Annotated in this window: 15 protein-coding genes and 2 pseudogenes; 6 read left to right on the plus strand and 11 right to left on the minus strand. The window is 64.8% G+C overall.

The features are described from left to right. Positions 1-223, plus strand: a pseudogene (locus A5625_RS02305) (alpha/beta hydrolase); the annotation flags it as partial. Next, positions 223-432 carry an NAD(P)-binding domain-containing protein gene (locus A5625_RS30645; RefSeq protein ID WP_369829971.1) on the plus strand — a complete coding sequence of 70 codons (210 nt, stop codon included), beginning with the start codon at positions 223-225 and terminating at the stop codon, positions 430-432. The pseudogene A5625_RS02305 and the gene A5625_RS30645, both read left to right, overlap by 1 nt. Here A5625_RS30645 and A5625_RS02310 read toward each other — a convergent pair. The 3 genes and pseudogenes from A5625_RS02310 to A5625_RS02320 form a co-directional block, all read right to left on the minus strand. Next, positions 344-1,042, minus strand: a pseudogene (locus A5625_RS02310) (alpha/beta hydrolase); the annotation flags it as partial. The gene A5625_RS30645 and the pseudogene A5625_RS02310 overlap by 89 nt on opposite strands. A 44-nt stretch (positions 1,043-1,086) precedes the next feature. Next, positions 1,087-2,754, minus strand: coding sequence for an OB-fold domain-containing protein (locus A5625_RS02315; RefSeq protein ID WP_066988760.1), 1,668 nt, complete (start codon positions 2,752-2,754; stop codon positions 1,087-1,089). Between the two features lie 136 nt (positions 2,755-2,890). Continuing rightward, the gene (locus tag A5625_RS02320; protein ID WP_066988761.1) at positions 2,891-3,214 is read right to left on the minus strand and encodes a hypothetical protein; all 324 of its coding nucleotides are present in this window, start codon (positions 3,212-3,214) and stop codon (positions 2,891-2,893) included. Between the two features lie 183 nt (positions 3,215-3,397). On the opposite strand from A5625_RS02320, the gene A5625_RS02325 reads away from it, so the two are divergent. From A5625_RS02325 to A5625_RS02335, 3 genes are read left to right on the plus strand one after another with little or no spacing between them, the layout of a single operon-like run. Beyond that, positions 3,398-4,336 carry an NAD(P)-dependent oxidoreductase gene (locus A5625_RS02325; protein ID WP_066988762.1) on the plus strand — a complete coding sequence of 313 codons (939 nt, stop codon included), beginning with the start codon at positions 3,398-3,400 and terminating at the stop codon, positions 4,334-4,336. Beyond that, positions 4,333-5,076, plus strand: coding sequence for a hypothetical protein (locus A5625_RS02330; RefSeq protein ID WP_066988763.1), 744 nt, complete (start codon positions 4,333-4,335; stop codon positions 5,074-5,076). The genes A5625_RS02325 and A5625_RS02330 overlap by 4 nt, the downstream gene beginning before the upstream one ends. Before the next feature lie 12 nt (positions 5,077-5,088). Beyond that, on the plus strand, positions 5,089-6,045 hold the full coding sequence (locus A5625_RS02335) for an LLM class F420-dependent oxidoreductase (RefSeq protein ID WP_066988764.1): 957 nt from the start codon (positions 5,089-5,091) through the stop codon (positions 6,043-6,045). Here A5625_RS02335 and A5625_RS02340 read toward each other — a convergent pair whose 3' ends face one another. From A5625_RS02340 to A5625_RS02350, 3 genes are read right to left on the minus strand one after another with little or no spacing between them, the layout of a single operon-like run. Then, positions 6,046-7,221, minus strand: a complete 1,176-nt coding sequence (locus A5625_RS02340; protein ID WP_066988765.1) for an acyl-CoA dehydrogenase family protein — start codon at positions 7,219-7,221, stop codon at positions 6,046-6,048. A gap of 19 nt (positions 7,222-7,240) precedes the next feature. Continuing rightward, positions 7,241-7,537, minus strand: coding sequence for a ferredoxin (locus tag A5625_RS02345; protein WP_066988766.1), 297 nt, complete (start codon positions 7,535-7,537; stop codon positions 7,241-7,243). Beyond that, complete coding sequence (locus A5625_RS02350; protein ID WP_066988767.1) at positions 7,534-8,847, minus strand: NADH-ubiquinone oxidoreductase-F iron-sulfur binding region domain-containing protein; 1,314 nt, start codon at positions 8,845-8,847, stop codon at positions 7,534-7,536. Before A5625_RS02350 ends, A5625_RS02345 begins: the two co-directional genes overlap by 4 nt. Positions 8,848-8,880: 33 nt before the next feature. On the opposite strand from A5625_RS02350, the gene A5625_RS02355 reads away from it, so the two are divergent. Continuing rightward, positions 8,881-9,354, plus strand: coding sequence for a hypothetical protein (locus A5625_RS02355; protein WP_066988768.1), 474 nt, complete (start codon positions 8,881-8,883; stop codon positions 9,352-9,354). A gap of 26 nt (positions 9,355-9,380) precedes the next feature. Here A5625_RS02355 and A5625_RS02360 read toward each other — a convergent pair whose 3' ends face one another. The 5 genes from A5625_RS02360 to A5625_RS02380 all read right to left on the minus strand — a co-directional run bounded on the left by A5625_RS02360 (position 9,381) and on the right by A5625_RS02380 (position 14,051). After that, positions 9,381-10,247, minus strand: coding sequence for an alpha/beta fold hydrolase (locus A5625_RS02360; protein WP_066988769.1), 867 nt, complete (start codon positions 10,245-10,247; stop codon positions 9,381-9,383). 15 nt (positions 10,248-10,262) lie between these two features. Continuing rightward, entirely contained in the window at positions 10,263-10,661 is a 399-nt protein-coding gene (locus A5625_RS02365) for a Rieske (2Fe-2S) protein (protein WP_064951195.1), read from the minus strand. A 1-nt stretch (position 10,662) separates the two neighbouring features. Continuing rightward, positions 10,663-11,808, minus strand: a complete 1,146-nt coding sequence (locus A5625_RS02370; RefSeq protein WP_066988822.1) for an amidohydrolase family protein — start codon at positions 11,806-11,808, stop codon at positions 10,663-10,665. A 29-nt stretch (positions 11,809-11,837) separates the two neighbouring features. Beyond that, on the minus strand, positions 11,838-12,929 hold the full coding sequence (locus tag A5625_RS02375; protein WP_066988770.1) for an amidohydrolase family protein: 1,092 nt from the start codon (positions 12,927-12,929) through the stop codon (positions 11,838-11,840). Between the two features lie 228 nt (positions 12,930-13,157). Then, complete coding sequence (locus A5625_RS02380; RefSeq protein ID WP_066988771.1) at positions 13,158-14,051, minus strand: NAD(P)-dependent oxidoreductase; 894 nt, start codon at positions 14,049-14,051, stop codon at positions 13,158-13,160. Positions 14,052-14,080 lie beyond the last annotated feature (29 nt).

Raw genomic sequence — 14,080 nt, forward strand, 5'->3', positions numbered from 1 at the left:
CGAGCACGAAAAGGTCTGGCAGACCGACGATGCGGCGGTGACCGAGATCGGCACACTGTTCGCCGGGGCGCCGCGGTTCAGCGTCCATCGACAACCGGACGCCGCGCACAACATCAGCCTCAGCCACGCCGCCCCCGACTACCACTCGAAAGTTCTTGATTTCGTGCGGGAATGCGTGCCTGAACGTGTGACGAACACCGAATCCGATCTGGAGGCCGGTTGATGCACGTCGGGTTCATCGGGTTGGGCAGTCAGGGCGGGCCCATGGCACGTCGGATCGTCGAGGAAGGCTACCCCACCACATTGTGGGCGCGCCGGCCGGAAGCCCTTGAGCCGTTCGCCGATACCGCGGCGCCCCGGCGAACAGTGTGCCGATCTCGGTCACCGCCGCATCGTCGGTCTGCCAGACCTTTTCGTGCTCGGCGATACTGAAGTGCACCGGGACGCGCACTGCGGGCGCAAGCTCCGGAAAAGTCTGTCGCGCCCAATCCGACACCATCTGGTCCTCGTAAGACGGAGCCGACGGCGAAACCGTGGCGCCGCCGAGGACCTCCGGCGGATAGAGCTCCTCTGGGCTCCACAGCAATTCGCGCATGCCCGACGGCCGGCGTTCGCGGGTGGCCGTTTTCAGTATTTTCTTGGCTGCGGGGTGGTAGTGCCGGCCGGTGCCCGCGAGCTCGATGCCAAGCAGGTCGGCACCGCGAGCGTCGGCGGCCAATCGTATCGTCAGCTCGCAACCGCCCGAATGGCCCCACACGAATATGCCTGCGCCACGCGGTCTTTCGCCGAGGATGCGATCGACAGCACCGTAAGCCAGGTTGACGCGCTGCTCCCCGGAGACCATCGCTTCCGGGTAGGGGGCGGAGCTGCCATAGCCAGGCCGGTCGAGGGCCACCACGGTGAATCCGGCTGCGGCGCCGGTGCGTAGCAACGAGAACGATGGGCGGCCCGGGCAGTCGAAATATACGGCGGTGGTGCCTCCGCCATGGATGGCCACGATCACGGCCTTCGGTTCGTCGGCTTCAGCGACTAACGCCGACATCGGTACGCCGTCCACGATGACGAGCCGGGGGCGGGGGGCTGCGCTCACCGGTCGGCCCGCAAAAGAATCACGCCGCTGGGTGTTAGGCCGCCGCTGCTGACGACCCCGACGCGGGCGTCGGAGACTTGGCGGTCACCGGCCTCGCCGCGCAGTTGTGTGACGGCCTCGTGCAGCAGACCCATGCCGTGGGTGCGGCCGTGCGACAGCTGACCGCCATGCGTATTGAGCGGCAGTTGGCCGTCGCGCGCAATGTTTTTGCCGCCGTCCAGGAACTCCTTCGCCTCGCCGATTCCGCAGAATCCCAGCGCCTCGATCCAGGACAGGCAGTTCATGGTGAATCCGTCGTACAGCTCGGCGACATCGACATCCGACGGCCGTAGCGAGGTGCGCGTCCACACGTGCGCCGCCTGGCCCAGCACCTGCGGCTCGTGGGTGAGAGTGCTTTGGTCCCAGTCGATTCGCTCGACGATCTGGGTTCCCACCGCTTCCACCAGCACCGGAGGCTTGGCCAGGTCGCGGGCGGCGTCGACGGCCGAGACGATGACGGCGATCGCGCCGTCGCAGGGCACGTCGCAGTCGTACAGACCGAACGGCGTGGTGATGGCCCGCGCGCCCAAATAGTCGTCCATTGACATCGGTGACCGATAGATGGCGGTCGGGTTGAGTTCGGCGTTGGCGCGCTGGTTCAGCGCGATCCAGCCCAGCGTCTCTTTGGTGGTGCCGTACCGGTGAAAGTGCCGCTGCGCGTTCATCGCCAAGGTGTGTGCGGCAGAAGTTGCGCCAAATGGCATCTGCCAGCCCGACATCCGGCCCATCGACGGGGCGATCTTGCCCTGCTTCATCAGCTCGCCGTTGGTGGCCTCCCACAGCGTCCGGAAGCACAGCACGTGACGTGCCAACCCGCAGGCGACCGCAAGCATCGCGGCGATCACTGAGCCACCCGGGCCGAACGTCTCCATGGCGCCGTTGTGCCATGTTGGCCGAATGCCCAACGCGGCCTCGAGAGCGGTGACGCCACCCTCGCCGAAGCCACCGACATTGATCGCGCCGGGGTAGGTGGACAGGCCGTCGATGTCCGCGTACGTCAGCCCGGCGTCGGCGATGGCGGCCTCGCATGCCTGGACCGTCAGCGCCAGTGGCAGCTGCATCAACCGGCGTCCGATCGGCGACATGCCGATCCCGGTCAGCGCAACCTTGTCTTCGAATTTCTCGGCGGTGAGCATCGGCCGGACATGTTCGCCGAAGCGTTCCGGTGCGATCTCATCGACCGGCAGGGGAGCGGGCTCGGCATCGGCCTCTCCGTCCCGCAGAGGCCGAAACAGCGGAAACCACACGTCCTCGACCTGCTCGAAAACGACCTCGACTTGTCGGCCGAGCTCGAGCTGATCGGGATCGCACTGCACGATGTTGGTGGTCAATCGCACGCGCGGGTCCTCGGCGATCGCCACCTGTGCGATCACGTAGGGCGCCGCCAGCCCGGGCAGACTGAACCGCTCGTTGATGGTGAATCCGGCGATCGTCGCCCTGCCGGAGACCGCCCGCACCCCCACATCGCGCGACCGGCAGTACCGGCACACCGGCGCGGGCGGATGGATCAGCGATTCGCAGGCCTGGCATTCCTGCAGCCGTAGCTTTCCGTCGGCGCCGGAGATCCAGAAAAATTCGTTCTCTTCCGTGACCAGGGGCAGGGGGCGGCCCGGTGCTGCTGACACGTCACCTCCGGGAGTCGGGCGGCCGGACAAATCGGTAGGCCCGTTATGCAAATCGGAGAATTACGTTATCACTTTAGCCAGGCGCGATCCAGACGCGCTGGTAGCGCTCGTGATGCAGGTCGGTGTGCGGCCGCCGTCAGTACGGCACCCAGGTGCCGGTGAAATACGTACCCCATTGGTGAAAGCCGGCATTCCACATCGGTTCGTTCGGCGACCACCATGGCCGCGGCGGGGGCGGCGGCGGTACATCCTGGGCCGCAAACGGCGGCGCGTACGCCGGCGGGAGGGTATACCAAGCCGGCATCGGTGGCTGCGGTTTGCACTCCCAGGTCGCCACATTCCACGACATGTTGGGATCGCACTGCGCCCAGCTGATTCCCGGCGTCGCGATCACCGCGACAGCCATCGCCATGAAGGCGACCGCAATGACAGCGGTCATACGACGAATAAACCACCTCATGGTGGGCCTCCCGTTTGGGCCATCCCGACCTTGGCTCATGCCAGCTTATGCCGTTGCTACCGCCGCGACCAGAAGAAACATCCCGGAGCGACAGGCGGCGAACCCGGTCGTCATGGCGTTTCGTGCCTGCCGGGAGTTATGCTCGCAGCGCGGTATCAAGTACTTAACATTCGGAGGGCTGGTTTGCTCGACGCAGAGAAGATCCTGATCACCGGAGCGACGGGCAAGATCGCGTTTCCCATCGCGCGGGCCCTGGCGGCGGCGGGAAACGAGGTATGGGGCGCCGCGCGCCTGAAAGATCCCGCGGCCCGGCAGAAACTCGTGGACGCCGGGATCAGGCCCGTGGCGCTGGATGTCAGCGCTGGCGAGTTCTCAGCTCTCCCGGACGATTTCGGCTACGTCTTCCATGCTGCCGTGGACCCAGGCACGGACGATTGGAATCGCTGCGTGGAAACGAACGCGCAGAATTCGGGAGAATTGCTGTACCACTGCCGCGCCGCCAAGGGCTTCGTCTTCTGCTCGACCGGCTCGATCTATGCGTACCAGGGACAGCGGCCGCTGACGGAGACCGATCCGCCAGGGGCACCGTTACGGGCGAACTACAGCTTATCCAAGGTTGCCGCGGAAGCGGTGTGCACCTGGATCGCCCGGCACTACCAGATTCCGCTCACCATCATCCGGATCTGTTCGACGTACGGCCCGCAAGGCGGTGCCCCCGCCGACCGTCTCGATGCGATGTTGGCGGGCAAGCCGATTCGGCTGCATCCGGACAAGCCGAACAACTACAACCCGATCTACGAAGACGACTACGTCGAGCTCGGCGTCCGTGCCATGGAAGTCGCGGCGGTACCCCCGGTCGTGGTGAATTGGGCCGGCAGCGAAACGGTCAGTATCGAGGAGTACTGCACGTTCATGGGTGAGCTGGCCGGCGTCGAGCCGGTCTTCGACTACACGCCGCAGGCGCACACGCCATTGTGGCCGGACGTCACCCGTATGCATGAGGTACTCGGTAGAACGAAGGTGCCCTGGCGTGAGGGGTTCCGGCGCATGGTCGCCGCCCGCCACCCGGAACTCGTTCTGTCCCCGCATGATTCGACGGGACCGTGCGGAAGTACGCGATGAATCTTCCTGGCGCACCATCCGACGATGTCGCCGACATCCTCGCCACCGGGAATGGTGAGATCTCCACGCTGTTCGTTTCGATGGCGACCCGCCACCCCGACGGCAAGGACGCCGAGTATCTGCGTTGGCACACCCTCGACCACCGGCCGGAGCAACACCGACTGGCCGCGGTGCGCGCCTCGCTGCGTCTGGTGTCCACGCCGGCCTGCCGGTCCGCGCGCGTGGTCGGCGACGGGCCCTTGGACGCGGTCGACCATGTGATGACCTACTTCTTCACCGGCACGGCCGGATTGCACGATTTCAACGAATTGTCAACGGCTCTCGGTAACGCCGGCCGTAAACTCCCGCTGCTGCCGCCGGTGGAACGCGGCGTGTACGACGTCCAAGACAGGATGTCAGCACCCGGGGTCAAGGTCGGCTCCGACGTGCTGCCCTGGCTACCCGTGCGGGGCGCGTTCGTGTTGGTCGAGCGGGGATCGGCAGCGCTGAAGCCGCTGGTCGAAGTCGACGGTGTCGCCGGTGTCTGGTCGGCCCTGTCGCGCCGGGTCGATGCCAGCTTGGCCAGCGCTCGAGAAAATCAGTCGATCACGTACTGCTTCCTCGACGACGATCCGGTCGCCACGGCGGACCGGCTGCGACCGGTGCTGACGGCCCGTTGGGCCGAGTCAAGAATCGAGCCTCTTTTCGCCGCACCATTTTTCACGATCGTTCCGTACGAATGGGATCGATATGTGCCGTAGGAAGGCGCGGGTATGCGTATCGGTTTGATGGTTGGCTCCGACAAGGAGCGTTCGCGTGCCGATCGGCTTGCCGGACTGATAGACGACGGCGTCGCGGCCGAAAGCGACGGTTTCACCGCGTTTTGGATGCCGCAGGTTCCGGGTTATCTCGACGCGATGACCGCCGTTGCCCTGATCGGACAGGCCACCGCTGGCATCGAGATCGGAACCGCGGTGGTTCCGATTCAGACTCGTCATCCGATGATCATGGCGCAACAGGCGTTGACCACTCAGGCTGCCTGCGGCGGGCGGTTCACACTGGGCATCGGGCCCTCCCATCATTGGATCGTCAAGTCCCAACTGGGGTTGCCCTACAATCGCCCGGCACGCTTGATGGGTGACTACCTCGATGTGCTCGATGCGGCCTTCGCCGGACCGGGAAGCGTCGATGTCGACAACGAAAACTATTGCGTGCATTCGCCGGTCGATGTCACGGATGCCTTCGAGGTCCCAGTGCTGTTGTCCGCGCTCGGGCCGACGATGTTGCAACTCGCGGGTGAACGGGCCGGTGGCACGGTGTTGTGGATGGCCGACGAGCGCGCCATCGGAAATCATGTTGTCCCGCGCATCACCGCGGCCGCCGACCGGGCCGGGCGCACCACGCCACGGATCGTCGCCGGTGTACCCGTCGCGCTCTGTTCGAACAGCGAGACGGACGACGCGCGCGCCTATGCCAGCGAGGTGCTCGGTCACGCGGATTTCTCGCCGAACTATGTGCGCTTGCTGGAGCATGGCGACGCCGAAGACGTCGGCGACACCATGGCGGCCGGCGACGAGTCGGCCGTCCTCGATCGGCTGCGCCGGTATCGCGACGCGGGTGTCACCGATGTGGCGGTGCGAATTGTGCCGTTGGGCAACGATGTTGGCGAGCGAGCGAAATCGCGGCGCCGTACTCAGGAGTTCCTGTCGTCGCTGTGTCCGACGTTGTGATCACCTCGATGGCAGGCTAAGGACGCGCTGCGCGATGATGTTTCGCTGTATCTCCGAGGTGCCGCCCGCGATGGTGCCCGCGTAACTGCTGATGTAGCGGCCGAACCAGCTAGCGGTGAAAAGGTCAGGGGCATAAGGATTGTACCGAGCCGTCAGCGCTTTGTCGCATAGGCCATCGAGGCCCGACCCGTCCAGCGCGTGCCGTAGCGCGCTCTGTTCGGCCTCGGAACCGAAGACCTTCAGTACGGACAGAGCTGCGACGTCAACCTGGCCGCGGGCCGCTCGGCCCAGCGCGGCCGAACCCAGCAGCCGCAGCGCGTAGTAGTCCATCACGATGGTGGCGTAGTGGTCCGCGTTCACCTCGTCCGTCGGCCGGTAGTCCTCGAGCAGTTGCTCGAGGCGGTTCGCGAAGGCCATCCACATCAAGGTGCGTTCGTGGCCCAGTGAGCCGTTGGCGACCCGCCATCCGCCATTGAGCGGGCCGATCAGGTTATCCGCGGGCACCCGGACGTCGTTGAAGAACACCTCGTTGAAGTCCAAGTCGTCTCGGTCATAGACCGACGGGAAGGGGCGACGCACCAGCCCGGGGGTGTCGGTCGGGATGAGTAGCGCGCTGATTCCCTTGTGCTTAGGGGCATTCGGGTCGGTTCGAACGAACGTCAGGATGACGTCGGCGTCATGGGCGCCCGAGGTCCACACCTTCTGCCCGTTGACCACGAACTGATCACCGATCAACTCGGCCCTCGTCCGCAGCCCTGCCAAATCCGAACCGGCTCCGGGCTCGCTCATCCCCAGTGACGCCGTCTTCTCGGCTCGCAGAATAGGAATCGCCCAGCGCCGCTTCTGCTCCTCGGTGCCGAAGGACAACAGTGACGCCGCGATGATGCCGACGCCTTGCGGGTTGAAGCAGTGATAGATCCGGCGCCTGGACAGCTCTTCGCGGTGCACGAACTGCTGCAAGATAGTTGCGTTGCGGCCGCCGAATTCCGGTGGATTGCCGGGCAGTAGCCAGCCGTGGTCGAACTGGAGCCGCTGCCACCGGCGTGACCATTCGGGCACATGCGACGTTGACGAGGGCCGCTCGGCGGCCTGCGCCTGTGCCGGCAGATGTTCGGTGAGAAAACTGACGAACTCCGCGCGAAAGGCTTCTACCTCGGCGTCGAAGGTGAGTTGCACGGTCCGGTCCTGGCTCGGCTCAACGGGTAAAGCCCCACTCGGCTTCGTTCTCTTCGGTTTTGAGATGCTCGGCCGGGTCCTCGGTTTCGGCGAGTGGCGCCTGAGCAACGCGGGCGGTGCGCTGACCGATTTCGGTGATGGCGTGCACCGGGCAGTCGAGCAACGCCCGCATCACCGCATCGCGATCTGACTCGGCAACCGTGCCGTCTCCAATGAGGGAGGCGTACCCCCAGTCGTCGAGCGAGAAGTAGCCCGGTGCGTGTTTGGCGCAGAACCCGAAGCCGTCGCAAATGGTGCGGTCCAGACGGATTTTCATGTCTGCCTCACAGCCTCCGCCTCGTAGGGACGGTCGGCGCGGAATGCGCCGCGGGTGCAATCGGAGCACCTGCCGTCGAGATGTGCACTGACTTCGTCGGGGAACTGATCGAGCAGGCTGGCGGCCACGTTGGTGGCGGCATCCAGCGTTGCGCACGCTCCGCGCCCGCGCAGCAGCACCGACCAGCGGCGCAACCGTTCGACATCCTCTGTCGTCGCGACGCCGTCGCGCAGCGCGCCGCCGACCGCGGCCATGGCTGCCGTTCCGTTGAAACATGATCCGCACTGCCCGGCGTTTTCGCGGTCGAAGTAGGCCAAGACCGACGCCGCCACCGCGACCGGGCAGTCGTCGGTGATGATCGAGATCGCGCCGCAGCCCAGACCGCTGCCCACACGCCGCATCGTCTCGTGGTCCAGGGTGGTCTCCAACACCGAGCGGTTGAGCAGACCGGCGAAATAGCCGCCCATCAGTGCCCCACGCACGCGGTCCGGCGAAACATCATGCAGGGCAAGAAGTTCGGTGAACGACAGACCGTGTGGAAGTTCATAGAGCACCGGCGGCCGGCCGGCCCCGGTGATGGTGGCCAGGAAGGTACCCGGGGACAGCGTCGTGCCTTCAGAACGAAACGCTGCCGCGCCCTGGCACTGCAGGTAGGGCAGGTTGGCCAGTGTCTCGACATTGCTCACCAACGTGGGCCGGTCGTCGATGCCGCCTTCGAAGGGACGCGGCGGCTTGTCCGTTGGTTTGGCGGGCCCGCCGTTGATAGCACGGACGGCGGCGGTCTCCTCACCGGCCACGTAGCCGGCTGGCACGGTGAACATCCGGATCGTGACGCCGAGCGTGTCGGGATCCAGCTCCCCAAGCGCGGTTTCGACGCTGTGCGCCGACTCCGGGTCGGATACATAGATGTAGGCGCGATCGGTGGCCACGATCGCCGCGGCCAACCGCAATCCGTCCAAGATCAGGTGCGGACGATTCCGTAGCAGCCAGCGGTCCTTGACCGAAGCCGGTTCTCCCTCTTCACCATTCGCGACGACGACGGCGCCACCAGTGGCCGCCACCAGGCGGCCGTTGTCGCGCACCGCGCGTAACTTGACCGCCAGCGGAAACGCCGCACCCCCGCGGCCGACCAGCCCGCTGGATTCAACTTCGCTCAACAGTTCGTCGGCGTCGGCAAGTGGGCGATAGCCCCCCAGCCCGCGGTAGGCGGCGAGGTCTTCACGCCCGTGACCGGGCTGTTCGCCGAGCAACCGGGGCTTACACCCTGGCGCGGTGACGGTCGTGATGTTGGCGGATTCGGTGGTGTTCACGGCTGGCCTGTCGTCTTAGTTAGGCTTGCGCACATGCGAACTGCGGTAGTGCGCGTCAACGTTGACCCACAAGGCGTGCTCACGCCCGCCCAACTACGTGACGGCATGGCGGCACTCCTCGAGCTGGCGGCCCAGACGGGCGCGGGCATGGTCGAAAACGATCTCGCTGCCATGCCGGTGAGCCGCCGCGAGGTCGAATTGCTCATCGATGCCGAAAGCGGCGATTCGGCCAAAGAAACCGCAATCGGGTTGTGCACCAAAGTGTTCGGCGCAACGCCCGTTCCGGGTGTGGTCACCTTTGTCAGCCGGGGAACCGATTATGACGCGCACGGGGTGTTGTCCGCGTTCGGGCTCACCGGTGAAATCGAACGGGTCCCGGGCGAGGACGGGTTCGATATCGTGAACGTGACGCTGCGGGAGTCCGACCTCGAACGAATTCCGGAAAGCCGGGTGCACACGGCGCTGGAGGCGTCGCTCAACTGTGAGGTCCATATCCGCACCCGGTAGGACTCTCAAAAGACGACGCAGCGCCATCACGAGCCCAGGAACCCGAGGATCGCGGGTGCCGCCTGCACCCAGGTGTCGAACATGTTGAAGTGCTGCACCCTGCCCGCGGCGCGATCTTCGGACGCACGCTCCCAGGCGTCCTCGGGCCACGGCGGGTCGATGAGCTTCGATCCCTTGATCAGGCAACTGACTTCCAGCGATGTCCGCTTTGGGTGGTCCATGTCGTTCTCGCCACCACGAATGATCAATGTGGGCACCGTGATTCGGTCGAACATCTCGTCCTCGACACCCGGAATCGTCTGACCGGGCTTGGAAACGAACGCGTTCAGCCAGCGCAGCATGAGCTTGAGGAACTCGTCTTTGTCGAAGTCGAGGAATCGCTGCTTGTTGTTGGGGTTTTCCTCGATGCGCTCGCGCCATTCCTGGACCTTCATCACGCCGTCCATTCCGGTGCCACGCACCGCCAGAATGCTGGGGATGATGTAGAAGGAACCGAGCACGAAGGTGCCGTAGGTGCCGCCGACGATGTTCCACACCACAAGCTTGGTCACCATCTCGGGGTAGAGCATCGTGGTGAGCATGGAATCCCTTGCCCCACCGGAACCCCCGGCCAAGATGCATCGCTCGAAGCCCAGGCCCGTCACCAGCTTGTGCAGCGTCTCGGCGCGCATGTGCGACTCGCTCTGCCCATAGAACTGGACATCGGAGGCGCCGCAATTGGGGCGGTCCCATAGCAGCACCCGGTAGCCACCGGCGGCCAGGGCCTCGGCCAGCGGGCGCAGGCCGGGGATCTCCTTGCTGAACCGGCCACCTGGCGTCAGCGCTATGAGATCCCCTGAGTCACCGAGGATTTCGTAAACGACATTTCCCCCGTTGATCTCAATAGAAGGCACCCGAATCTCCTGTAGTTAGGCCTGAACCAGAACGTCGTTTCCCACGACGCGCACCGGATAGGTACGGATACTCCATTCGGGCTTGACCGCAGTGGTGCCGGTCGCCAGCTCGAAACCCCATTGGTGCCAAGGGCAGTAGATGTATTCCAGGTCGCGCACCATGACCGAGTCACCCGGTGCGCTCTCGTCGACGATCGTGCGGCCGCGGGCGCGTCCGGAACACAGCGGTCCGCCTTGGTGGGGACAGTAATTCGCGATGGCATAGAAGGTGCCGTTGACGTTGTACACGCCAACGCCGTGCCGCCCGATGGGCACCAGCTTGTGAGTGCCCGGCGGAATTTCGTCTACGGTGGCGACAACATGCTCGCGGCCCTGGGCGAGACGGGGCTCGGGCCGTTTGGTTTCTTCCGTCAATTCAGAGCACCCGGACTTGACCCTCGAGCACCGGAACGGTCTCGGGCAGGTGATAGGTGGCGATCCCGTTCTTGTACATCACCGCGTCGCGGGCCGCCTTGGGCAGGTGCTTGACCAACCAACGTGGATCGTCGAACGTCCAGTGCGGGTAGTCCGAGGAGAAGAGCAGGATCTTCTCGCACTCCATCCATTCCAGCGCGCGGGTCAACTCGGTCTTGTCTTCGGGGTAGTCCAGCGGCTGGGTGGTGAACTTGATGTGTTCCTTGACGTACTCCGACGGCTTGCGCTTGATGTCCACCCAGGACTTGCGCGCCTCATAGATCGAGTCCATCCGCCACATCAGCGGCAGGATCCAACTGAATGCGTGCTCGACGAACACGATCCGCAACGTCGGGAATCGGTCGAAGACACCGTCGAAGATCAGGCTCATCACCTGGTTGGCGGCCAGCAGCGAGTAGGTCACCATGAAGTCGTGGTTGTAGCTGGGGTATCCCACCGGCGGCATCGGCAGCTCGTCGAAGTGGCTGCGCGACAGGTGACAGCTCACCGGGATGTCGTGCTTGGAGGCGGCCGCCCAGATCGGGTCGTACTTGGGATGGCCCCAGGATGGCCGCGGCTCGGCCTTGATCAGAATCTGCGCCATGTACGGATGCCCGGCCCAGCGCTCGATCTCGCGCACCGACGCTTCCGGCTCCTCGATCGCGATACAAATCGAACCGCGCCACCGCTCGTGCCAGTTGTTGTGGCTGTCGAGCCAGTGATTGTCCTGCCAGTCGTTCAATGCGGCCGACATCGCGTGCTGCGCTTCAGGAATGCGCGCCGGGTAGGCCGCCGGTTCCAGGATGGCGATGTCGGAGCCGGCCTCCATGATCAGTTGGCGGAACGCCAAGTCCGGGTCGCTGCAGGGGAATTCGCCATTGGCTGGGAATGAGTCCACCCGCATCGCGTACGAGTGCGCGTAGTCCGGGGCGTCGTAGTAGATCTGCTCACCCACCGAGCGAGTGAGGAAGTACTTGCTCCGCCAGGGCTCGGGGATGTACGGGAGAAGCTCTCCGCGCTTGGGGGCCGGGTGGACATCCGAGTCGACGCATCGAACGGCTATGCGCTCGGCAGCGGGAAGCCGCTCCTGCGAATGGGTCAACGTCATCTGGATCACCTCAGTCTTTCGTACTACTTCTACTGTGCGCTCACCCCGGCGGGAATGTCTATGCCGTAGAGCTGCGCCGCGTTGCGCCAGCACAGCTTTTCGCGCTGTTCGGCGGATAACGCGCCGGGCAGCTTCTTGACATCACCGCACTGCCAGTGTGGATAGCTGGAGCCGAACATCACCATGTCGTCCTTGCCGGTGAAGCCGAACCATTCGCCGGCGAACTCCGCGTCACCGGGGCCGTCCAGGCTGCCCTGCACGAAATACACGTGACCGGGCAGGTAATCGCTGGGGATCCGCGGAGCCCAGGGCGTCTGCTCCAGGTGCGGCCGGCCGAACGTGTCCATCCGCCAGATGAAGGGCGTGATGAAGTCCGCGGCGCCGTCGCCCCAGACGAACTTGAGCCCGTCGAAGCGCTCGAACACGCCCTCGGCGATCATGTTCATCAGGTGGTACAGGTAGTTCAGCGCCATAAAGCTGACGTACTGCTCGTAGGTCCGGGTGTTCCCGTTCGGTGTCGGCGCAAAAGCAATACCCGAGCCGACTTCGATGTGCGCGGCAACGGGCAGGCCGGCGTCGACCGCCGCTTCCCAGATCGGCCAGAACTGCGGTTTGCCGTAAAGCTCGCGGGATTGCAGTGGGACACCGATCTGGACGACGCGCGGATGCGCACGCCATTTCTCGATCTCGCGCAGCGCGCCGGGGATGTCGTCTGGGTTGACCCGGATGGTGCCGCGAAACCGCTCGCCGAACTCGCTGGACTCCAGCCAGTTCGACACCATCATCTCGTTGTGCGCGGCATGCAACGCGCTGCCCAAGTGCCGGTCGGGCATGATGCCGCGTGCCATTGGATGCAGCACCGCCACATCGACGCCGCGCTTCGAAAACAGTTCATTGGCAACGAAATCCGGATCCGAACCCGGGTACTGACGGTCCGGGCCCTCGGTGTTGGGCGCGTACTCACCGCCGGGGGCGCCGTACCAGTCCATCTCGTAGTCCGGGAAGCCGCGGCTCTTGAACGGCTCGCGCAGGGTCTGCCGCAACGCTTTGTTGGACGGGAAGAAGATGTGCACACTCGCGTCGATCAGCGGCGTGCTCGTCCCGTCAGCGTGTTCGATCACGAGAGCCACCCTTCGGCTCCGCCAGCCAAAGCAGGCCGTGCGAGGTCATATGATAGCCAACCTAACATTCTCTTCAGCGGTCAATCAATGGGTTTCCGGTAAGCATTTCGTTTAATCATTAGTGCAGGTCGTAGGCGTTTTGCGAGCCTTTGGGCAAGTAACGTTCTTCAATCAGGATAATACCATTCTCCGGCATTCGGACGGATACGATCCGCCGGCGCTACGCGGCTAGCGGGCGGACCGGCCGACCGTGACGTCGGCGGCTCGCTCGAACGGCTTGATCACCGAGGTGAAATCGGAATCGGCGCCCTCATCGCGGGCGACGGCTTCCCACACTCGCCCGGTGGTCTCGGCTACCTCGGCGGGCACGCCAAGCGCTCTCGCTTCGTCGAGGTAAAGACGCACATCTTTGACCATCAGCCCGGTGGCAAACCCGTAGTCGAAGGTGCGCGGGAGGATCGCTCGGGGGAACTTGTCGCGGCTTGCGCTCGTCGCGCCGGATCCCGCGTTGAGCACTTCGATCATCACATCGGGATCCAGGCCGGCTTTGACTCCCATGACGACGACTTCGGCGGTGGCGGCCAAGACGTTTGCCGCCAAGATGTTGTTGGCCAGCTTCATCGTCTGCGCCGAACCGGGTTTGTCGCCGACATACAGCGGTCGGCCCAGGGCTTCGAGTGCGGTTCGTACGACGTCGAATTCGTCGCGCGGACCGGACACCATGAGCGCCAGCGTCCCCTTCTGGGCCCCGCCGACGCCGCCGCTGACCGGGCTGTCGATCGCCACGATGTTGTGCTGGGCCAACAGCTCATGAATCTGCACTGCCATTTGGCTACCGACAGTGGACAAGTCGACATAGCGCTTCACCCGTGCGCCAGCGATCACGCCCGCGGCACCGGTTGCCACCGCGAGTGACGCGTCCGGTGTGGGCAGGCTGGCCATCACCGTGTCGGCGCCATCGGCGACCTCTTTGGGTGATGACGCCGGGCGTGCCCCCAGGGCGACGACGCGCTCGAGGGCTTCGCCGCGCGTGTCGAAGGCGATAACCTCGTGCTTTTCCTGAATCAGGCGGCATGCCATGGGAAAGCCCATATTCCCCAGCCCAATGAAGCCGACTTCCATGATGAGCCCCTATCCCTGATGGTGGCGAC

Origin of the sequence: Mycobacterium sp. 1465703.0, from assembly GCF_001672975.1 — a bacterium.
In the GTDB taxonomy this organism is placed as follows: Bacteria; Actinomycetota; Actinomycetes; order Mycobacteriales; family Mycobacteriaceae; genus Mycobacterium.